Consider the following 20,745-nt stretch of genomic DNA (forward strand, 5'->3'; position numbering starts at 1 on the left):
CGCCCCGTCGTCCACTCCGAGAGAAGCAGCGTGCTCATACGACTCCTGCGGACCTGTCTCAGGCCCTACAAGAGACCCATCGCTCTGCTGGTGCTGCTGCAGTTCCTGCAGACCTGCGCCACGCTCTACCTGCCCACCCTCAACGCGGACATCATCGACCAGGGTGTCGTGAACGGCGACACCGGCTACATCCTGGGCTACGGCGCCGTGATGATCGGCATCTCGCTGGTCCAGGTCGTGTGCAACATCGGTGCCGTGTACTACGGCGCCCGGACGGCTGCGGCGCTCGGGCGGGACCTGCGGGCCGCCGTGTTCGACCGGGTGCAGTCGTTCTCCGCGCGTGAGGTGGGTCACTTCGGGGCGCCGTCGCTGATCACCCGGACGACGAACGACGTCCAGCAGGTGCAGATGCTGGCGCTCATGACGTTCACGCTGCTGGTGTCGGCGCCGATCATGTGCGTGGGCGGCATCGTGCTGGCGCTCGGTCTTGACGTGCCGCTGTCCGGGGTGCTGGTGGCGGTCGTGCCGGTGCTGGGCATCTGCGTGACGCTGATCGTGCGGCGGCTGCGGCCGCTGTTCCGGTCCATGCAGGAGCGGCTGGACAACGTGAACCGGGTGCTGCGCGAGCAGATCACCGGCAACCGCGTCATCCGTGCCTTCGTCCGGGACGAGTACGAGCAGCAGCGCTTCCGCAAGGCCAACACCGACCTCACGGACTTCGCGCTGGGCACCGGCAACCTGCTCGCGCTGATGTTCCCGATCGTCATGACGGTGGTGAACCTGTCGTCGATCGCCGTCGTGTGGTTCGGCGCGCACCGGATCGACAGCGGCGGGATGCAGATCGGTGATCTGACGGCGTTCCTCGCCTATCTGATGCAGATCGTCATGTCCGTGATGATGGCCACGTTCATGTTCATGATGGTGCCGCGCGCGGAAGTGTGTGCCGAGCGCATCCAGGAGGTGCTGGACACCTCGTCCAGCGTCGTGCCGCCGTCGGCGCCCGTGCGGGAGCTGCGCCGGCACGGTCATCTGGAGCTTCGCGGGGCGGGCTTCCGCTATCCGGGTGCCGAGGAGCCGGTGCTGCGGGCCGTCGACCTGGTCGCCCTGCCGGGCGAGACCACCGCGGTCATCGGCTCGACCGGCAGCGGCAAGTCCACGCTGCTCGGGCTGGTCCCGCGGCTGATCGACGCGACCGACGGGCAGGTGCTCGTGGACGGTGTCGAGGTGGCGGAGATCGCCCCGGAGCTGCTCGCGAAGACCGTCGGGCTGGTGCCGCAGAAGCCGTATCTGTTCGCGGGGACGGTGGCGACCAACCTGCGCTACGGCAACCCGGACGCCACCGACGAGGAGCTGTGGCACGCGCTGGAGGTGGCGCAGGCCAGGGACTTCGTGGAGCGGCTGGAGGGCGGGCTGGACGCGCCGATCGCGCAGGGCGGGACGAACGTCTCGGGCGGTCAGCGGCAGCGGCTCGCCATCGCCCGGACCCTCGTGCAGCGCCCGGAGATCTACCTCTTCGACGACTCCTTCTCCGCGCTCGACTACGCCACCGACGCCGCCCTGCGGGCCGCGCTCGCGCAGGAGACCGCCGAGGCGACCGTGGTGATCGTCGCCCAGCGGGTGGCGACCATCCGGGACGCCGACCGGATCGTCGTCCTCGACGAGGGCCGGGTCGTCGGCACCGGCCGGCACCACGAACTGATGGCGGACAACGAGACCTACCGGGAGATCGTGCTCTCCCAGCTCACGGAAGCGGAGGCTGCCTGATGGCGGGGCCCATGGGGCGGATGATGGCCGGAGGCGGCCCCGACCAGCGCTCGCTGGACTTCAAGGGGTCGGGCAAACGGCTCGTCGCGCAGTTCCGGCCGGAGCGCATCACCATCTACCTGCTGCTGCTGTTCGTGGTGCTCAGCGTCGGTCTCAACGCCGTCGGGCCGAAGATCCTCGGCAAGGCGACCGACCTGGTCTTCGCGGGCATCGTCGGGCGGGACATGCCGGACGGGGCGAGCAAGGAGCAGGTCCTGGAGTCCATGCGGCAGCGCGGGGACGGTGACGAAGCCGACATGCTGCGCAGCACCGACTTCACCCCGGGCCAGGGCATCGACTTCACCGCCGTCGGGCACGTGCTGCTGCTCGCGCTGGCCGTGTTCGCGGTGGCCGGCCTGCTGATGGCGGTGGCGACGCGGCTGGTCAACCGGGCCGTGAACCGGACCATGTTCCGGATGCGGGAGGACGTGCAGACGAAGCTGTCGCGACTGCCGCTGTCGTACTTCGACAAGCGCCAGCGCGGTGAGGTGCTGTCCCGCGCGACGAACGACATCGACAACATCGGCCAGACGCTCCAGCAGTCGATGGGGCAGCTCATCAACTCGGTGCTCACCATCATCGGCGTCCTCGCGATGATGTTCTACGTCTCCTGGATCCTGGCGCTGGTCGCGCTGGTGACCGTGCCGCTGTCGTTCGTCGTCGCCACACGCGTCGGCAAACGGTCGCAGCCGCACTTCGTGCAGCAGTGGCGCACGACCGGCAAGCTCAACGCGCACATCGAGGAGATGTACACCGGGCACACGCTGGTGAAGGTGTTCGGGCGGCAGGAGGAGTCGGCGCAGCAGTTCGCCGAGCAGAACGAGGCGCTGTACGAGGCCGGGTTCCGGGCGCAGTTCAACAGCGGGGTCATGCAGCCCCTGATGTTCTTCGTGTCGAACCTCAACTACGTGCTGGTCGCGGTCGTCGGCGGGCTGCGGGTCGCCTCGGGCTCGCTGTCCATCGGCGATGTGCAGGCCTTCATCCAGTACTCGCGGCAGTTCTCCATGCCGCTGACGCAGGTCGCGTCCATGGCGAACCTGGTGCAGTCGGGTGTCGCCTCGGCGGAGCGGGTCTTCGAGCTGCTCGACGCGGAGGAGCAGAGCGCCGACCCGGTGCCGGGCGTGCGGCCCGAGGAGCTGCGCGGGCAGGTGGCGCTGGAGCACGTGTCGTTCCGCTACGACCCCGACAAGCCGCTCATCGAGGACCTGTCGCTGAAGGTCGAACCCGGGCAGACGGTGGCCATCGTCGGCCCGACGGGCGCCGGCAAGACGACGCTGGTGAACCTGCTGATGCGGTTCTACGACGTCACCGGCGGACGCATCACCCTCGACGGGGTCGACATCGCGCGGATGTCCCGTGACGAACTGCGGGCCGGAATCGGCATGGTGCTCCAGGACACGTGGCTGTTCGGCGGCACGATCGCGGAGAACATCGCGTACGGGGCCGCCCGGGACGTCACACGGGGGGAGATCGAGGAAGCGGCCCGGGCCGCGCACGCGGACCGGTTCGTCCGGACGCTGCCGGACGGCTACGACACGGTGATCGACGACGAGGGGTCGGGGGTCAGCGCGGGTGAGAAACAGCTGATCACCATCGCCCGGGCGTTCCTGTCCGACCCGGTGATCCTGGTGCTCGACGAGGCGACGAGTTCGGTCGACACGCGTACGGAGGTGCTCATCCAGAAGGCGATGGCCAAACTGGCACACGGACGGACGTCGTTCGTCATCGCGCACCGGCTGTCTACGATCCGGGACGCGGACGCGATCCTGGTGATGGAGAACGGGGCGATCGTGGAACAGGGCACGCACGAGGAGCTGCTGGCGGCGGGCGGGGCCTACGCCCGGTTGTACAAGGCGCAGTTCGCGCAGGCGGTGGCGGAGGTCGACTGAGTTGCTCGGCACTGGGGCTGGGCGCGGGTGGGGTGCGCAACCCGGCGCTGCGGGGTGCGCCCGCCCTCCCTCCCCCAAGCGGCACGACTGCCCGCAGCCAGGTCAGTCCAGGTACCCCCGCAGCTGGTCCGCGAAGGCGTGGTCTCTCAGCTTGTTGAGGGTCTTCGACTCGATCTGCCGTATGCGTTCCCTGGTGACGCCGAAGATGCGGCCGATCTCCTCCAGCGTGCGGGGGCGGCCGTCGGCGAGACCGTAGCGGAGCTGGACGACCTTGCGCTCCCGCTCCCCCAGCGTCGACAGCACCGCTTCCAGGTGCTCCTTGAGGAGGAGGAACGCGGCGGATTCGACGGGGCTGGTGGCGTCGCCGTCCTCGATGAGGTCGCCGAGGGCGACGTCGTCCTCCTCGCCCACGGGCGCGTGCAACGACACCGGCTCCTGGGCCAGGCGCAGCACTTCGCTGACGCGCTCCGGAGGCAGGTCGAGGTGGGCGGCGACCTCTTCCGGCGTCGGCTCGTAGCCCCGTTCCTGGAGCATGCGGCGCTGGACGCGGACGACCCGGTTGATGAGCTCCACGACATGGACGGGGACACGTATCGTGCGGGCCTGGTCGGCCAGGGCGCGGGACATGGCCTGGCGGATCCACCAGGTGGCGTAGGTGGAGAACTTGTAGCCGCGGGCGTAGTCGAACTTCTCGACGGCCCGGATGAGCCCGAGATTGCCCTCCTGGACGAGGTCGAGCATGGTCAGCCCGCGCCCGACGTAGCGCTTGGCGACGGAGACGACCAGGCGCAGGTTGGCCTCGATGAGTCGCCGCTTGGCCATCCGGCCCATGACGACGAGGCGGTCGAGGTCCAGCGCCAACTGGCTGTCCAGGTCGGGGGCGAGCCGCAGCTTCTCCTCGGCGAACAGGCCGGCCTCGACGCGGCGGGCGAGCTCGACCTCCTCGGCGGCGGTCAGCAGGGGGACGCGGCCGATCTCCCGCAGGTACTGGCGGAACAGGTCCGACGAGGGGCCGCTGGTGTCGGCGCGGGCCGGCGGCGGTTCGACGGCTTCCGGAGCCTCGGCCGTCTCGACGGCCTCGGCGGGCGGCTCCTCCGGTTCCGGCTCGGGGCGGAGCACGACGCGGCCCTGCCCCGGGACCGCGGGAAGGACGTCGTCCTCCGCGTCCGGTGCGGTGCCGTCGGCGCCGAGGGCACCGCTGACGTCGGTCTGGGTGAGGGTCTGGGTCTGCACGGGGGCGACCTCCAGGATGATCGCTGCCAAGGCGGGCGACAGCGGTACTTCGGGGGCGGAGTCGGCGGCCTCGCCGCTGTCCGTCCCGTACGCGATGAGCGGAACCGCGGGGGTCTGGGACCCGTCGGGGACGGATCGGCCGCGCTCCGAGGACTCAGGCACCGGAACCCAGTGTGGGGTAAGACACATCGTCGCCACGAGGGGCGTGCGATGACTTTTTGCTTCCCGTCCGTGACCGCGCGGTGACGTCAGAGCGCGGCTGCGCCGTGTTCCCGCAGGGCCTGGTCGTACTGCTGGAGGACCCAGAGTTCGTTCTGCACGGCGGCCAGCTGGGCCGGGTCACCGTGGCTGCCGAGGCGGGTGAGCTGGCTCTGGATGTCGCGGATGCGGCGCTCGACGGCACGGCGGCGGACAGTGACCAACTGGGCGCCCGCGTAGGTCTCGTCGACGCCCTTCACGCCCTTGTGCAGCAGGATCGCCTCGACGGCCAGTTCCGTCACCATCGCGCGGACCGCGTCGTCCGGGGCGGCCTCGCGGACCTTGACGAGGTAGTCCTGGGGGTCCGCGACACCCAGTTCGGCGCCGCCGGCGTCCATGATGGCCTGGCGTACGGCGGCGTAGGGCGGGGCGGTGAACTCGTCGACGCCGTACGCGTCGAAGGCCGGGGAGACCAACTCGGGGCGCTGGAGGGCGAGTTTGAGGAGTTCGCGCTCGGTGGCGTAGACGGGGTTGCGGAGGTTGAGGGCCGGGCCGCGGGGGGCGGCGGACGGCTGGCCGGAGGCGTACTGCCGCGACCCGTGCTGCTGCCGGTCCGGGGCCGGGCCCTTGCCGCCTCGGTCGCGGGCCCAGCGGGCCAGCTGGGCCACGCGCTTGACCACGAACTGGGTGTCGAGGATGCCGAGCATCCCGGCGAGCTGGACGGCGACCTCGTGCTGGGCGCCGCTGTTCTTGATGCGGGCGACGATGGGGGCCGCCTCGTCCAGGGCGGCGGCGCGGCCCGCGGGGGTGTCGAGGTCGTAGCGGACGACGATCTGGCGGAGGGCGAACTCGAAGAGCGGGGTGCGGGGTTCGACCAGGTCCGCCACCGCCTCGTCGCCCTTGGCGAGACGCAGGTCGCAGGGGTCCATGCCGTCGGGGGCGATGGCGATGTACGTCTCGGCGGCGAACTTCTGGTCGTCCTCGAAGGCGCGCAGAGCCGCCTTCTGGCCGGCCGCGTCGCCGTCGAAGGTGAAGATGACGCGGGCCGAGCCGTTGTCCATCAGCAGACGGCGGAGGATCTTGATGTGGTCGCCGCCGAAGGCCGTGCCGCAGGTGGCGATGGCGGTCGTCACCCCGGCCAGGTGGCAGGCCATGACGTCCGTGTAGCCCTCGACGACCACCGCGCGGCTCGTCTTCGCGATGTCCTTTTTCGCCAGGTCGATGCCGTAGAGGACCTGGGACTTCCGGTAGATCGGCGTGTCGGGCGTGTTGAGGTACTTGGGGCCGTTGTCCGCCTCGTACAGCTTGCGGGCGCCGAAGCCGACGACCTCGCCGCCGATGTCGCGGATGGGCCACATCAGGCGGCCGCGGAAGCGGTCGATGGGGCCGCGGCGGCCCTCCTGGGCGAGCCCGGAGAGCAGGATCTCCTTGTCGGTGAAGCCCTTGCCGCGCAGATAGCGCGTGAGATGGTCCCAGCCCTGCGGGCTGTAGCCGACGCCGAAGTGGACGGCGGCGGCCTGGTCGAAACCGCGCTCGGCGAGGAAGATCCGGCCGGTGTCGGCCTCGGGGGAGGTCGCGAGCTGTTCCGTGTACCACTCGGCCGCGATCTTGTGGGCCTCGACCAGGCGGATCCGTTCGCCGCGCTGGTGGGAGGGGTTGTACCCGCCCTCCTCGTAGCGCAGGGTGATGCCCGCCTGGCCGGCCAGGCGCTCGACCGCCTCCGAGAAGGAGAGGTGGTCGATCTTCATCACGAACGTGATGGTGTCGCCGCCCTCCTGGCAGCCGAAGCAGTGGAACAGTCCCTTGCCGGGGCTGACCTGGAAGGACGGCGACTTCTCGTCGTGGAACGGGCACAGACCCTTGAGGTTGCCGCCGCCCGCGTTGCGCAGCTGGAGGTACTCGGACACCACGGCGTCGATCGGGACCGCGTCCCGTACCGCCTTCACGTCCTCGTCGTTGATCCGTCCTGCCACGCGTGAATTCTACGGGCCGGAACCGACACCGCTGACGGCTACGAGGCGAGGCTGTCCAGCGGAGCGCGGGGGTCCGCCAGCGCCTCCGGGTTCACCCGGGCCTTCGAGCGGATCAGCCGCTGGATCTTGTCTGTGACGTCCCACACGTTCACGTTCATCCCGGCCAGCACCCGGCCCTCCTTCACCCAGAAAGCGATGAACTCGCGCCGGCTCGCGTCCCCCCGGATCACCACCTGGTCGTACGTCCCCGGCGGCGCCCAGCCGGTGTACTCCATGCCGAGGTCGTACTGGTCGGAGAAGAAGTAGGGCAGACGGTCGTACGTCACGTCGCGGCCGAGCATGCAGCGGGCGGCAGCCGGCCCGCCGTTCAGCGCGTTGGCCCAGTGCTCCACCCGCAGGCTGGTCTCGAAGAGGGTGTGGCGGAAGGAGGCCACGTCGCCGGCCGCGTAGATGTCGGGGTCGGAGGTGCGCAGCCGCTCGTCGACCACGACGCCGCCGCCCTGCGCCGGGCCGGCGATCTCCAGCCCGGCCGCCTCCGCGAGAGCGGCCCGGGGGGCGGCGCCGATCGCGGCCAGGACGTCGTGCGCCGGGTGTTCCTCGCCGTCGTCCGTGCGGGCCGCGAGGACCATGCCGTCCTGGCCGACGATCTCGATGAGCCGGGCGCCGAAGTGGAAGCGGACGCCGTGGTCGCGGTGCAGGTCGGCGAAGAGCTGGCCGAGCTCGGGGCCGAGGACCGAGTGCAGCGGGGTCGGCCCGCGGTGGATCACGGTGACCTCCGCGCCGTACTCGCGGGCCGCCGCCGCGACCTCCAGGCCGATCCAGCCGGCGCCCGCGATCACGAGGTGGCCGTTGTCCCGCCCGAGGTTGGTCAGCACGTGCTTGAGCCGCTCGGCGTGCGCGAGGCGGCGCAGGTGGTGGACACCGGCCAGGCCCGTACCCGGGATGTCGAGGCGGCGGGGCTCGGCGCCGGTCGCCAGGAGCAGTTTGTCGTAGCGGACGACGGTGCCGTCGTCGCCGAAGCGGACCGTCTTCGCCGTACGGTCGATCGCGTCGACGGTCTGGCCGAGGTGCAACTCGATGTCGTGCGCCGCGTACCAGGCGGGCTCGTGTACGAAGACGCTGTCGCGTTCCTCCTTGCCGAGGAGGTAGCCCTTGGACAGCGGCGGGCGCTCGTAGGGGTGGTCACGTTCGTCGCAGATCAGTATCACGCGGCCGGTGAAGCCCTCCGTCCGGAGCGTCTCGGCCGCCTTGGCGCCGGCGAGTCCGCCTCCGACGATGACGAATGTCTGATCCGCGTCGACCACGTGATGCCTCCTCGTAAGGATGTCGCCACTTGCGAGCGTCCCGCACGGAGCGTGATGCGGGAAGAGGGAGTGACCCGATCAGGCCACGGAGGGTCACCGTCGTGCGTGCTGTGGTCCCCTGCTTCCCGGGTGTTGTCTCCTGTTTCCCGTCTCTTCTCCCGTCAGTCTCATGCGCGTCCTGTCAGACGGGCGTGAAGCGAACGGGCCGAGGTGTCGGTGAGGGAGGAGATCTGGTCGACGATCACCCGCTTGCGGGCCCGGTCGTCCGGTGCCTGGTCGAACAGGGCGCGGAACTGCGGGTCCAGGCCGTCCGGGGCGCGGGCGGTGAGCGCCTCGGCCAGTTCGGCGACGACGACGCGCTGGTCGGCGCGCAGGCGTTCCTGCTCGGCGCGCTGCATGACGTAGAGGTCGGCGACGGCCTTGAGGACGGCGCACTCCATCCGGGTTCCGCGCGGGACGACCAGCTCGGCGGCGTACCGGGTGAGCCGTCCGGTGCCGTACGCGGTGCGGGTCGCACTCTCGGCGGCCAGGCAGAAGCGGCCGATGAGCTGGCTGGTGGCGTCCTTCAGCCGGGCCTGGGCGGCGGCGGTGCCGTCGTAGCCGCGCGGCCACCACTCCTGGGCGAGGAGCCGGTCCAGGGCCTCGGCGAGTTCGGCCGGGTCGGTGTCCGCCGGTACGTACCGGCCGCGTGCGACCTGGAAGATGTCCTGCCGTTCGGGTTCCGCGTGCAGGCAGTTCGGGTCGATGTGGCCGGCGTGCAGGCCGTCCTCCACGTCGTGCACCGAGTAGGCCACGTCGTCGGACCAGTCCATGACCTGCGCCTCGAAGCAGGTGCGGGTGCCGGGGGCGTCCTTGCGGACCCAGTCGAAGACGGGGCGGTCGTCGTCGTAGACACCGAACTTGTTCGACGCCGGGTCGGTGGGGTGGGCGCCGCGGGGCCAGGGGTACTTGGTGGCGGCGTCGAGGGCGGCGCGGGTGAGGTTGAGGCCGACGGAGCCTTCGGGGGTGAACCGTTTGGGCTCGATGCGGGTGAGGAGTCTGAGGGACTGGGCGTTGCCCTCGAAGCCGCCGCAGTCCGCCGCGAACTCGTTGAGGGCCTGTTCGCCGTTGTGGCCGAAGGGCGGGTGGCCGAGGTCGTGGGAGAGGCAGGCGGCTTCCACGAGGTCCGGGTCACAGCCGAGGGCCGCGCCCAGTTCGCGGCCGACCTGGGCGCATTCGAGGGAGTGGGTGAGGCGGGTGCGGGGGCTGGCGTCCCAGGCCGGGCCCATGGTGCCGGGCGTGACCACTTGGGTTTTGCCGGCGAGTCTTCTCAGGGCGGCGCTGTGCAGGACTCGGGCTCGGTCGCGTTGGAAGGCGGTGCGGCCGGGGCGTTTGTCTGGTTCCGGGGCCCAGCGGTCGACTGACGTCGGGTCGTAGGCCGGGGGGTGTTGTGAGGTGCCGTCCATGTGCCGACAGTATGCGCCTGGGCGTCTGCCGGGCTCTGATTTCGGGCGGGTGCGGGTTGATCGGGGCTGGTCGCGCAGTTCCCCGCGCCCCTGAGGTCAGTGCAGTACCCCGCGTTTCAAGCCGATGCCAATTCCGGTACAGCAGTCGAGGCCGCCGCCAAGGCCTCGTCGTAGCGGTGGAGGAGGAGGTGGGCCATGGACGGGTGGGTGCCCAGGGGGGCCGCCGCTATCCAGGGGGCCGCCTGGGCGCACTCCGTGGCGAAGCGGCCGGGGGCCGTGAAGTAGGAGGCCAGGGCTATGTGGCGGCGGCCGCCGGCGAGGAGGGCGCGGACGGCCGTCTCGACCGTGGGGGTCGCCGCCGAGGCGTAGGCCGGGAGGACCGGGACGCCCAGGCGGGCCGCGAGGAGGTGGGCCGTGCGGGTGGTGTCCGTCTTCGCCTCCGGGTCGCGGGAGCCGGCCGCGGCGAGTACGACCGCGCTGGTGCGGCGGGGCGTGCCGCCCCATCCCGCCTCTTCCAGGCGGGCCTGGAGGGCGTCCACCAGGAGGGGGTGCGGGCCCAGGGGCGCCGCCACGTGGGTGCGGGCCGGGGAGGCCGCGGCCATCTCGGGGATGTCCTGCTTGACGTGGTAGCCGCGGCTGAGGAGGAGGGGCACCAGGACCGCCTCCGTGTCTCCCAGGGCGGCGAGCGTGTCGGGGAGCAGGGGGGCGTTCAGTTCGATGTGCCCGAGGTGCACCGGCACGTCGGGGCGCAGCGCTCGGACGCGGTCCAGGAGCGCGCGTACGGTGCTCAGCGCACGGGGGTCGCGGCTGCCGTGCGCCACGACCACGAGGGCGGGCGAGGCCGGGCGGCGCGTGGCGGGCGGCGGGACGAGGCTGAGCTGGCTGGGCATGCCGTCCATGGTCGCCGCCGCACGTTGCCGTCCCGTTGCGTGGGCGTCACGGGTGTTTTCCGGCGGTTCACGATGCGGGACAGTGGGGATGTGAGGCCACTTGACCTGCGGTTTCCGTGTAACGAGTGAAGCTGGTCACACGTACCCGGATGAACCGGACGGCCCGAGCGGGCGTCCCTGACTGTCGAGGGGCCGACCTGGGGAGGGACCGTCCGATGCGTCTTGTGACGTTCCGCAGACCGCGGCTGCCGCGTACCCGGCGAGGGCAGCGGCGGCTGGTGCAGGCCGTGATGGCCGGGTGCGTGCTCGCCCTGCTTCCGGCGACCTGGATGTACGTGGCCGCGGGTGACCGGCTTCGGACGGCGGCGGACGTGCCGCGGACCGATGTGGCCGTGGTGTTCGGTGCCGGGCTGTGGGCCGGGGAGCCGTCGCCGTACCTCGCGCACCGGCTGGACGCGGCGGCCGGGCTGTACCGGGAGGGGCGGGTCGAGGTGGTGCTCGTCACCGGGGACAACAGCCGCGAGGACTACGACGAGCCGGACGCGATGCGGGTGTATCTGACGCGGCACGGGGTGCCCGACGGGCGGATCGTCAGCGACTACGCGGGGTTCGACACCTGGGACTCCTGCGTGCGCGCGAAGAAGATCTTCGGGGTGGACGAGGCCGTGCTGATCAGCCAGGGCTTCCACATCCGCCGGGCGGTGGCCCTGTGTCAGGCGGCGGGGGTCGAGTCGTACGGGGTGGGAGTGGACGCCGTGCATGACGCGACCTGGTACTACGGGGGTGCGCGGGAGATCCTCGCCGCCGGGAAGGCGGCTCTGGACGCGGTGTTCCGGCCGGATCCCCGGTTCCTCGGGCCCCGGGAGCCGGGTGTGGAGCGGGCGCTGGCCACGGCCGGACAGCGGATCGGGCCGTCCGCCGGGGGCGGGAGCGCGGTCGGTGCGCTCCCACCCCCGGCCGGCCCGTGACGTCAGCGTCCGTGGAAGCGCGGAGGGCGCTTCTCCAGGAACGCCGTCATCCCCTCCTTCTGGTCGTCGGTGGCGAACAGGGCGTGGAACACCCGCCGTTCGAAGCGGAGGCCGTCCCGCAGGCCGGTCTCCAGGGCCCGGTCGACGCACTCGCGGGCCGCCCTGACCGCCGTACGGCCGTACGAGGCGATGGCCGCCGCCGCTTCCAGGGCCTCGGCGAGGACCCGGTCGTCGGGGACCACTCGGGAGACCAAGCCGCAGCGCTCGGCCTCCCGGGCGTCCATCGTGCGGCCGGTGAGCACCAGGTCCATGGCCTTGGCCCGGCCCACCAGACGGGTCAGCCGCTGGGTGCCGCCGATGCCGGGTATCACGCCCAGCCTGACCTCCGGCTGGCCGAAGAGGGCCGACTCGCCCGCGACGACCAGGTCGCACATCATGGCCAGCTCACAGCCGCCGCCGAGCGCGTAGCCGTTCACGGCGGCGATCTTCGGGGTGCGCAGGTCCGCGAAGTCCTCCCAGGCCGCGAAGTAGTCCTCGGACATCATGCCCACGGCCGACTTGCCCGCCATCTCCCTGATGTCCGCACCGGCCGCGAAGACCTTCTCCGAGCCGGTGACGACGAAGCAGCCCACTTCCGGGTCGTGGTCCAACGGGCCGAGAAGGCCGAGGAGTTCGGCGAGCAGCTCGGAGCTCAGGGCGTTCAGGGCGTGCGGGCGGTGCAGGCGGACGGTCACCACGCGGCCGTCCCGTTCGACTTTCAGGTGGTTCATCTTCCCTCCCTGGAAGGTGGGTCACGAGTCCCAGATCGCGCCGTACGCCGGAACGCCGCGCCGTTCCAGGCCGTGCACCACCTGCCAGGTCAGCCGCTTGTTGGAGATGCAGATGACCGCCTCCGCACCGAACTCGCGGTACGCGGCGTGGGCGAGGCGGACCATGTCGGGCTTGCCGTGCTGTGAGGTGTCCCAGACCAGGGCGTGCGGCTGGACGGCGAGGATCTCGTCGACGAGGGCGTCTCCGTAGGTGGCGCGGGGGTCGCGGGTGGCCCAGACCAGGCGCGAGGGGACCTCGGCGGCGAGCAGGTGGGGCAGGCAGGGGCCGATGCCGCTGCCGGTCGCGACGTAGACCACCTTCCGGAACAGGACCTCGATGTTGGCGACTCCGGCCGTGGTGATGCCCTTCACCCACACGCGCGGGGGCTGGTCGTCGATGAAGGAGCCGGTCCAGTCACCGGCGCGGGAGATGGTGAGCCGGAATCCGGAGCGGCCGGGGGCGGGGACGTTGGCGAAGGAGTGCCACTCCTTCAGCGGGTTGCGGCTGATCGCGGTGGAGGAGCCGGCGAAGGGGGTCTCGCCGTAGTCGAAGTGGGCCAGTGCCACGTGCGGGGAGGGGCGTTCGGTGCGGACGTCCACCTTGCGCAGCCGCAGCCAGGGCAGGGCCACGCTGAACGTGACGACGGCGAGGACCGCGAGCGGCACCGGTCCCTGGCCGGACAGCAGGGTGTGGGTCCACAAGAGCGCGAGCGCGCTCCAGCCGCCGAAGCGGTGGATCTTCTCGAAGTGGTCGTGGTGGCGGGAGCGGAAGGGTGGCAGGGCGGTGGCGACGATCAGGGCGAGGAGGGCCACCAGGGTCCAGCTCACCGTGATCAGCGGCAGGTCCGTCCCGGCGCGGGTCACCGCGACCGTCAGGGCCAGGAACCAGGCCGCCCCGGCCAGCGCCCCGCCCACGTGCAGCCCGCCGAAGTGGTACACCTTGCCGAGCGTCCAGCGGACCTTCAGCGGCCAGCTCACCGGGGCCGAGGTCGCCAGCCGGAACAGCAGGTTGATGACGTACTGCTGGCGTACGAGGACGGCGAGGGCGAGGTTGGCGAGGGCCGCGTGCCCCAGGGTCGGTGTGGCCAGGGGGCCGGCGGCCCAGAGGAACGCCGCGTTGGCCAGGAGGACCAGGGCCGCGAGGCGGTTGTAGTGCATCAGGCGGGGGTGTTTGAGCAGGCGGCGCAGGGCGGGCAGGAGCGGCGGGAGCTCGCCCGTGTCCTGGTGGGTCCGGGCGGGGGACGTGGTCATCGGGCCACCGCCAGGCGCTCTTCCAGCATTCCCAGCAGGGCCTGTTTGTCGACCTTGCCGCGGTCGGTCTCGGGGAGGAACGCCAGGGGCAGGACCTGCTCGGGGACGCAGTAGTAGGGCAGGGCGTCCGCGACCGCGCGGCGGGCGGTGTCCGGGTCGACGTCGGCCGGGCAGACGAAGGACACCAGGGTGCGGGCGTCGCGCTTCAGGGTGACGGCGCGGGCGCATCCGGCGGCCGTCTCCAGGACGGAGGAGACGGAGTCCAGCTCGACGCGGAAGCCGCGCACCTTGACCTGGTCGTCGGTGCGGCCGAGGTGCTCCAGCTCACCGTCGGGGGTCCAGCGGCCGAGGTCCCGGGTGCGGAACATACGGCGGCCGCCGCCGAGGAAGGGATCGGGGGCGTAGCGCTCGGCGTTGAGGGCGTCGTCGCCGAGGTAGCCCGCGGAGACGCAGTCGCCGCCCGCCCACATCTCACCGGCCTCGCCGACGGGCAGGGGGCGCCGGTCGGCGTCGAGGACGTAGACCGTGTTGTTGGGGGTGGGGCGGCCGATGGTGAGCAGCGGGGCGGCCGGGTCGTGGCGGCTCATCGTGTTGACGATCGTGGTCTCCGTCGGGCCGCAGCAGTTGTGGAAGACGGCCTGCCGGGCCCAGCGGTCGGCCAGCGGGCGCGGGCAGGGCTCCCCCGCGACGGCGACCGTGCGCACGCGCGGGCACGCGGCGGGGTCGAGGCCGGACAGCACGGTCGGCGTGGCGATGAGCACGTCGGCGGTGCGGGCCGCCGCGGCGATGTCCTTGCCGCGGATGACGAGGGTGCCGCCGTGGGCGAGGCAGCCGAGGATCTCCCAGGCGGCCATGTCGAAGGCGATGTTGAGGAGCTGGGCGACCCGGTCGCCGGGCCGGATGCCGAGGCCGCCCGGCTCGGTGAGCAGGATGTTGGCGACGTTGCGGTGGGTGACCTTCACGCCGTTGGGGCGGCCGGTGGTGCCGGAGGTGAACAGGACGTAAGCGCCGTCGTCGCCGGTGACGCGCGGGCGCGGGGCCGGGGCGTACGGCAGCGGCTCGTCGAGCGCGAGCAGCAGGTGGCCGTCCGGCAGCGGCACGCGGTGGGCGTGTTCGGCGAGCGTGAGGACGACCCGGGTCCGGGCGGTGCGGATGACGTGGGTGAGCTGGGCCGGGGGTGCGAGGCCGATGTCCTGCGGGACGTAGGCGGCGCCGGCCTTCAGGATGCCGAGCAGGCCGACGAGCATCGGGATCGAGCGGCGGACGAACAGGCCGACGTGGTCGCCGGGGCGTACGCCCTCGCGGACGAGGCGGGCGGCGAGGGCGTCGGCGTACCGGTCGAGCTCGCCGTAGGTGAGGTGCGCGCCCTGGTGCTCGGCGGCCACGGCGTGCGGGGTGGCCGCGGCGTGCCGGGCGACGGCGTGGTGCAGGAGCGGGTCGGGGACGGGGACGGTGGGGCCCCGGCCGTATCGCCGGAACAGCTCTCGGTCCTGGGGGGTCAGATGGCGCAGAGGCATGATCGGTTGGCCTCCTGGCTGTTTCGAGTGTGGGAGTCGAACGCCGTACGGAGTCGTGCGAGCGCTGCGCGTAGCGAGAGCGTAGTGGCGCTGATTCAACTCTCAACGAGGTCGGATCAGCCAAGAAAGGAGAGTAATGAGCCACATGTGGCGTTTTTCATCACATGGGCAACGTCCGTGGCGGTCGGCGGCGACCTGAAGGTGGGCAGGCGTGTGCCTCACGCGGGTCGGCCTGTGCGTGCCTCACGCGGGCGCGGCGGCGGCGGGGAGGTTGCCGTCCCTGCCGCGTAACAGGGAACCGTCCCGGGCGTAACACGGCCGAAGCACGCTGAACGGTATGCAGACCACCGCCACGCCCACGCACTGCCCGTACTGCGCCCTGCAGTGCGGGATGAACCTGACGCCCGCCCCGGACGGGACCGTCGAGGTGAGCGAGCGTACGGACTTCCCGGTGAACCGGGGCGCGCTGTGCGGCAAGGGCCGTACGGCCCCGGCGGTGCTGGCCTCGAACGTGCGGCTGACCTCGCCGCTGGTGCGCGAGGGCGGCACGCTGGTGCCGGCCTCCTGGGACGAGGCGCTGGACCGGATCGCCGAGGGGCTGCGCCGCACGCGCGCGGAGTACGGGCCGGACGCGGTCGGGGTGTTCGGCGGGGGCGGTCTGACGAACGAGAAGGCGTACACGCTCGGCAAGTTCGCGCGGGTCGTACTCGGCACGTCCCAGATCGACTACAACGGCCGTTTCTGCATGTCGTCGGCGGCGGCGGCCGGTATCAAGGCCTTCGGTCTGGACCGCGGGCTGCCGTTCCCGCTGGAGGACATTCCGAAGACCGGCTGCGTGATCCTGGTCGGGTCGAACCTCGCGGAGACCATGCCGCCGTCCCTGCGTTTCCTCACCGAGCTGAAGGAGAACGGCGGCACGCTGATCGTCATCGACCCGCGCCGCACGAAGACCGCCGAGCAGGCGGACCTGCACCTGGCGCCCCGGCCGGGCACGGACCTGGCGCTCGCCCTGGGCCTGCTGCACCTGGTGATCGCCGAGGGGCGGGTGGACGAACAGTACGTCCGGGAGCGGACCGTGGGCTGGGAGGACGCCAGGGCCGCCGCGATGGCGCACTGGCCGGAGTACGTGGAGCGGATCACGGGGGTGTCCGTCCCCGAACTGCGGGAGACGGTACGGCTGTTCTGCGAGCCCGAGTCGGCGATGGTGCTCACGGCACGCGGGCCCGAGCAGCAGTCCAAGGGCACCGACACGGTGGGCGCGTGGATCAACCTGTGCCTGGCGACCGGCCGGGCAGGGCGCCCGCTGTCCGGGTACGGCTGCCTGACCGGGCAGGGCAACGGGCAGGGCGGCCGCGAACACGGCCAGAAGGCCGACCAGTTGCCGGGCTACCGCAAGCTCGACGACCCGGCGGCGCGGCGGCATGTCGCCGACGTGTGGGGCGTGGACCCGGACAGCCTGCCCGGCCCGGGCCGCAGTGCGTACGAGTTGCTGGACGCGCTGGGCACCGACATCAAGTCCCTGCTGCTGATGGCGTCCAACCCGGTGGTGTCGGCGCCGCGTGCCGCGCACGTCGAGGAGCGCATCAAGTCCCTCGACTTCCTTGCCGTGTGTGACGTGGTCCTGTCGGAGACGGCGGCGCTCGCTGACGTCGTCCTGCCGGTCACGCAGTGGGCCGAGGAGACGGGCACGACGACCAGCCTGGAGGGCCGCGTACTGCTGCGGCGCCAGGCCATCACCCCGCCAGCGGGCATCCGCAGCGACCTCGAGGTCATGCACGAGCTGGCCGCGCGCCTGGGCGTGGAGAAGGGGTTCCCGACCGACCCGGAGGAGATCTTCGAGGAACTCCGCCGGGCGAGCGCGGGCGGCCCCGCGGACTACTCGGGGATCACGTACCGCAGGCTGGTGGAGGAGAACGGGGTGTTCTGGCCGTGTCCGGCGGCGGAGCCCGAGGACCCGGCGGGGTCCCAGGACGGGGCGGGGTCCCAGGACGGGGCGGGCGGCCCTGGCGCGCAAGGGAGCGCGGCGGGCCGCCCGGCCTCCACGGGAGACACGCCTGCCTCCACGGGAGACACGGCGGGCCGTGTCCACCCCGGCACCCCGCGCCTCTTCCTCGACCGTTTCGCCACCCCCGACGGGCGCGCCCGCTTCGTCCCCGTCTCGCACCGGGCCATCGCCGAGGAACCGGATGACGAGTACCCCGTGCTGCTCACCACCGGGCGGGTCGTGGCGCAGTACCAGTCCGGGGCGCAGACCCGGCGGGTGGCGGAGCTGAACGCCGCCGCGCCCGGACCGTTCGTGGAGCTGCATCCGCGGCTCGCGGCCCGGCTCGGGGCGGCCGAGGGCGATCCGGTGGCCGTGGTGTCCCGGCGGGGCCGGGCCGTGGCGCCCGCCCGGATCACGGACGCCATCCGCCCCGACACGGTCTTCATGCCGTTCCACTGGCCGGGCGAGGGCCGCGCCAACTCCCTCACCAACCCCGCGCTCGACCCGACCTCCCGGATGCCGGAGTTCAAGGCGTGCGCGGTACGGCTGGAGACGGTGCGACCCTGAGTTGCGTACTGGCGCGGCTCATTTCACGTTGACCGCGCTCCAGGCCGCCGCCACGGCCTTCTGCTCCGTGCTGCCGCTGCCGTAGAGGTCCTTCGCCGCGCTCAGGGTCGCCGTACGGGCGGCCGCGTAGTCCGTCGAGGACGTCATGTAGACCGTCAGGGCGCGGTACCAGATCTTGCCCAGCCCGGCTCGGCCGATGCCCTTCACCGTGGAGCCGTCGCAGGTCGGGGAGTTGTGGCTGACGCCGTTGATCGTCCTGGCGCCGCTGCCCTCGGCGAGCAGGTAGGCGAAGTGGTTGCCGACGCCCGAGGAGTAGTGCACGTCGAGGTCGGCCAGCCCCTCGCTCCAGCAGTCGGCGGACTTCCCGTCCTTCGACGGCTCGTCCATGCGGCGCAGGGCCTCCCGGCCGAGCCCGGAGCGGACGACCTTCTCGCCGATGAGCCAGTCACCGGGGTCCTCGGCGTTGTCCGCGTAGAACTCCACCAGCGTGCCGAAGATGTCCGACGTGGCCTCGTTCAGACCGCCGGACTCGCCCGAGTACGTCAGCGCCGCCGTCTTCGACGTCACGCCGTGGGACATCTCATGCCCGGCCACGTCCAGCGACACCAGTGGTCCGAGCTGCTTGCCGTCGCCGTCGCCGTACGTCATGCAGAAGCAGTTGTCGTCCCAGAAGGCGTTGTTGTAGTCCTTGCCGTAGTGGACGCGGTTGTACGAGCCCTTGCCGTCGCCGGCGATGCCGTTGCGGCCGTGCAGGTTCTTGAAGTAGTCCCAGGTGACGTCCGTGCCGTACTGGGCGTCCACCGCCACCGTCGCACGGTCGGAGTCCGTGCCCGTGGCCCAGTGGTTGTCGGCGTCCGAGAAGACCGTCGCGGGGGCGCGGGTCAGGCAGATGGTCAGCAGGCACTGGTCCGTCTTGTTCGCCGCGTCGCCCGTGTACGTGCCGCCCCGCGTCGCGTCCTTCAGCCGGTACGACGAGCCGGACCGCGTCGTCTCCAGCGGAACCGTGCCGCCGTAGAGGGACTTGCCGTCGCCGGACGCCGACTCCAGGGTGTCCCAGGCGTCGATTCGGTCGCCGGTCGTCGCGTCGGTCAGCACCGTGCGCCCGACCGGGTTGCCGAGGCCGTCGTGCGCCACCGCGTCGGTCTGCCAGGCCAGCTTCGGGGCGCCGTGCAGGGCGTCGACGACCAGCCGCGGCTTGGCGGTCAGCTTCTTCAGGGTCTCGCCGAGATGCGCGGCGCGCAGCAGGCTCGCGGCGAGGTCGGCGGCCTTGGGGGCGGTCACCTTCGGGGTGACGCTCTTGAGGGAGAGCGCGGACTTCGTCGCGCGGCTCGCGCCGCGGTAGGTGCCGTCCGGGTTCAGGTGGAGCACGAAGTCACCGCCCAGGACGGACAGTCCGCGGTACGTGCGGTCGTAGCGGACGTGCCGGGTGCCGTCCCCGTCGACGACGACGTCCCGGACCTTGGTCTCCTGGGCCGGGGTGAGGCCCAGTTCCGCGGCCCGGTCGGCGAGGACCGTCCCGGCGCTCTCGATCGCGTCGGACCGGGTCGGCCGGTCCTCCGCCAGGGCGGTGGGTGAGAGCGCGGCGGCCAGCAGGGCGGCGGTGCCGGTGACGGCCACCCCTGCGATGACGGGACGGGACCCTCGGACGTGACGTATCCGGCTCATCGGTCTCCTCATACGGGCGCACCCGGTCGCGTGGGGTCGACCGGGTGCGGTGTTGATGTTGACCGCGAGTCAAGTCGGGCCGGACATGTCATGTCCATAGGCCCGCTGTGCAGGAGTGTGAGGGTGGAGAATCGTTCCTGTGACCCTCCCCTTTTTCGTCTACGGCACCCTCCGCCCCGGTGAGGTCAACCACGACCTCTTCCTGCGCGGCCGCACCCGCTTCGAGGTGCCGGGGCGGCTCCCGGGCACGGTGCTGTACGAGGGGCCGGGCTACCCCTACGCGGTCGAGGAGCCGGGCGGCGGGGTCGTGCGCGGGGAGCTGGTGACCGCGCACCCGGAGGCGTACGCGGAGCTGCTCGCCGAGCTGGACCGGCTGGAGGACTACGTGCCGGGCGACCCGCGCAGTCTGTACGAACGCGTCGAGCGGAAGGTCGTACGCGACGCGGACGGGGCGGCTGTCCGGGCCTGGGTGTATGTCGCCGCGCCCGCCGTCGCCGCACGGCTGCGGTCCCGGGGGAGGCCGATCGCGGGCGGGGACTGGCGGGCGCGGGAGTGAGAGGCCGCGGGCAGGGGTGAGGTCGGGAGCTCAGCCCGCGTACGGCTGCTTCGTCCTGGCCTCGCGCAAGGCCCGGCCCCACCACACCAGTTGGTCCAGCATGGTCTTGGCCGCCGCGTCCGGGCCGGACGGGTCGCGCAGGACGCCCGCGTCGTCGAAGGACGCGCCGGCGTTGTGGAAGGAGACGGTGTCGCGGACCGTCACGGCGTGGAGCTCGGCGAAGACCTGGCGGAGGTGCTCCGATGCGCGCAGGCCGCCGGACACTCCGCCGTAGGAGACGAGGGCGACGGGTTTGGCCTGCCACTCGGCGAAGTGCCAGTCGACGAGGTTCTTCAGGCCCGCGGGGAAGGAGTGGTTGTACTCGGGGGTGAGGACCACGAAGGCGTCCGCGCGGGCCAGCTTCGGGGTGACGCCGGACAGCGCGGCGGTCGCCTCGGGGGTCGGTTCGAAGGACATCGGCAGATCGACGTCGGCGATGTCCACGACCTCGGCGGCCAGGTCGTCCCGGTCCCGGAAGCGGTCGAGGAGCCAGCCGGCGATGACCGGGCCGAAGCGGCCGTGGCGGTTGCTGCCGACGACGAGGGTCACCCGGAGGGGCTCGGTCGCGGGCGGGGCAGCGGCGGGTGCGTTCACAGTGGCTGTGTTCATGCGGCACAGCCTCATACCTCAACCTTTCTTGAGGTCAAGCCCCAG

The 20,745-nt window shown here is 71.9% G+C and carries 15 protein-coding genes; 5 read left to right on the forward strand and 10 right to left on the reverse strand.

Annotation, left to right across the window (positions count from 1 at the left end):
- The first annotated feature begins 30 nt into the window (after positions 1-30).
- The gene (locus HDA41_RS12565) at positions 31-1,764 is read left to right on the forward strand and encodes an ABC transporter ATP-binding protein (protein WP_184983464.1); all 1,734 of its coding nucleotides are present in this window, start codon (positions 31-33) and stop codon (positions 1,762-1,764) included.
- Complete coding sequence (locus HDA41_RS12570; RefSeq protein WP_184983466.1) at positions 1,764-3,692, forward strand: ABC transporter ATP-binding protein; 1,929 nt, start codon at positions 1,764-1,766, stop codon at positions 3,690-3,692. The genes HDA41_RS12565 and HDA41_RS12570 overlap by 1 nt, the downstream gene beginning before the upstream one ends.
- A 102-nt stretch (positions 3,693-3,794) precedes the next feature.
- Here the strand turns inward: HDA41_RS12570 and HDA41_RS12575 are convergent, their stop codons facing one another.
- The 5 genes from HDA41_RS12575 to HDA41_RS12595 all read right to left on the reverse strand — a co-directional run bounded on the left by HDA41_RS12575 (position 3,795) and on the right by HDA41_RS12595 (position 10,735).
- Positions 3,795-5,087 carry an RNA polymerase sigma factor gene (locus HDA41_RS12575; RefSeq protein ID WP_184983468.1) on the reverse strand — a complete coding sequence of 431 codons (1,293 nt, stop codon included), beginning with the start codon at positions 5,085-5,087 and terminating at the stop codon, positions 3,795-3,797.
- Between the two features lie 86 nt (positions 5,088-5,173).
- Positions 5,174-7,096, reverse strand: coding sequence for a DNA primase (gene dnaG / locus HDA41_RS12580; protein ID WP_184983470.1), 1,923 nt, complete (start codon positions 7,094-7,096; stop codon positions 5,174-5,176).
- Between the two features lie 38 nt (positions 7,097-7,134).
- Positions 7,135-8,400, reverse strand: coding sequence for an NAD(P)/FAD-dependent oxidoreductase (locus HDA41_RS12585; RefSeq protein WP_184983472.1), 1,266 nt, complete (start codon positions 8,398-8,400; stop codon positions 7,135-7,137).
- A 167-nt stretch (positions 8,401-8,567) separates the two neighbouring features.
- Entirely contained in the window at positions 8,568-9,845 is a 1,278-nt protein-coding gene (locus tag HDA41_RS12590) for a deoxyguanosinetriphosphate triphosphohydrolase (RefSeq protein WP_184983474.1), read from the reverse strand.
- Between the two features lie 116 nt (positions 9,846-9,961).
- Positions 9,962-10,735 (reverse strand): sirohydrochlorin chelatase, encoded by a 774-nt coding sequence (locus HDA41_RS12595; protein ID WP_184983476.1) that lies wholly within the window; start codon positions 10,733-10,735, stop codon positions 9,962-9,964.
- A 215-nt stretch (positions 10,736-10,950) separates the two neighbouring features.
- Here HDA41_RS12595 and HDA41_RS12600 point away from each other — a divergent pair, with 215 nt between their 5' ends.
- The gene (locus tag HDA41_RS12600; protein ID WP_184983477.1) at positions 10,951-11,703 is read left to right on the forward strand and encodes a SanA/YdcF family protein; all 753 of its coding nucleotides are present in this window, start codon (positions 10,951-10,953) and stop codon (positions 11,701-11,703) included.
- Between the two features lie 2 nt (positions 11,704-11,705).
- Here HDA41_RS12600 and HDA41_RS12605 read toward each other — a convergent pair whose 3' ends face one another.
- Genes HDA41_RS12605 through HDA41_RS12615 form a run of 3 tightly spaced genes read right to left on the reverse strand, consistent with a single transcriptional unit; the run spans position 11,706 to position 15,280 of the window.
- Complete coding sequence (locus HDA41_RS12605) at positions 11,706-12,473, reverse strand: enoyl-CoA hydratase-related protein (protein WP_184983479.1); 768 nt, start codon at positions 12,471-12,473, stop codon at positions 11,706-11,708.
- A gap of 21 nt (positions 12,474-12,494) precedes the next feature.
- Entirely contained in the window at positions 12,495-13,763 is a 1,269-nt protein-coding gene (locus HDA41_RS12610; RefSeq protein WP_184983482.1) for an FNR domain-containing protein, read from the reverse strand.
- Positions 13,760-15,280: an amino acid adenylation domain-containing protein gene (locus HDA41_RS12615; RefSeq protein WP_184983484.1), complete on the reverse strand. Its 1,521-nt coding sequence runs from the start codon at positions 15,278-15,280 to the stop codon at positions 13,760-13,762. Before HDA41_RS12615 ends, HDA41_RS12610 begins: the two co-directional genes overlap by 4 nt.
- A gap of 337 nt (positions 15,281-15,617) precedes the next feature.
- Here HDA41_RS12615 and HDA41_RS12620 point away from each other — a divergent pair, with 337 nt between their 5' ends.
- On the forward strand, positions 15,618-17,831 hold the full coding sequence (locus HDA41_RS12620; RefSeq protein WP_184983486.1) for a molybdopterin oxidoreductase family protein: 2,214 nt from the start codon (positions 15,618-15,620) through the stop codon (positions 17,829-17,831).
- Between the two features lie 18 nt (positions 17,832-17,849).
- Here HDA41_RS12620 and HDA41_RS12625 read toward each other — a convergent pair whose 3' ends face one another.
- Positions 17,850-19,496 (reverse strand): M4 family metallopeptidase, encoded by a 1,647-nt coding sequence (locus HDA41_RS12625; RefSeq protein WP_184983488.1) that lies wholly within the window; start codon positions 19,494-19,496, stop codon positions 17,850-17,852.
- A 139-nt stretch (positions 19,497-19,635) separates the two neighbouring features.
- Here HDA41_RS12625 and HDA41_RS12630 point away from each other — a divergent pair, with 139 nt between their 5' ends.
- Positions 19,636-20,052: a gamma-glutamylcyclotransferase family protein gene (locus HDA41_RS12630; RefSeq protein WP_184983490.1), complete on the forward strand. Its 417-nt coding sequence runs from the start codon at positions 19,636-19,638 to the stop codon at positions 20,050-20,052.
- Positions 20,053-20,082: 30 nt separating this feature from the next.
- Here the strand turns inward: HDA41_RS12630 and HDA41_RS12635 are convergent, their stop codons facing one another.
- Positions 20,083-20,700, reverse strand: coding sequence for an NADPH-dependent FMN reductase (locus tag HDA41_RS12635; RefSeq protein WP_230299379.1), 618 nt, complete (start codon positions 20,698-20,700; stop codon positions 20,083-20,085).
- Between the last annotated feature and the right edge of the window lie 45 nt (positions 20,701-20,745).

It is taken from the genome of Streptomyces caelestis (assembly GCF_014205255.1).
GTDB classification, from domain to species: Bacteria; Actinomycetota; Actinomycetes; order Streptomycetales; family Streptomycetaceae; genus Streptomyces; species Streptomyces caelestis.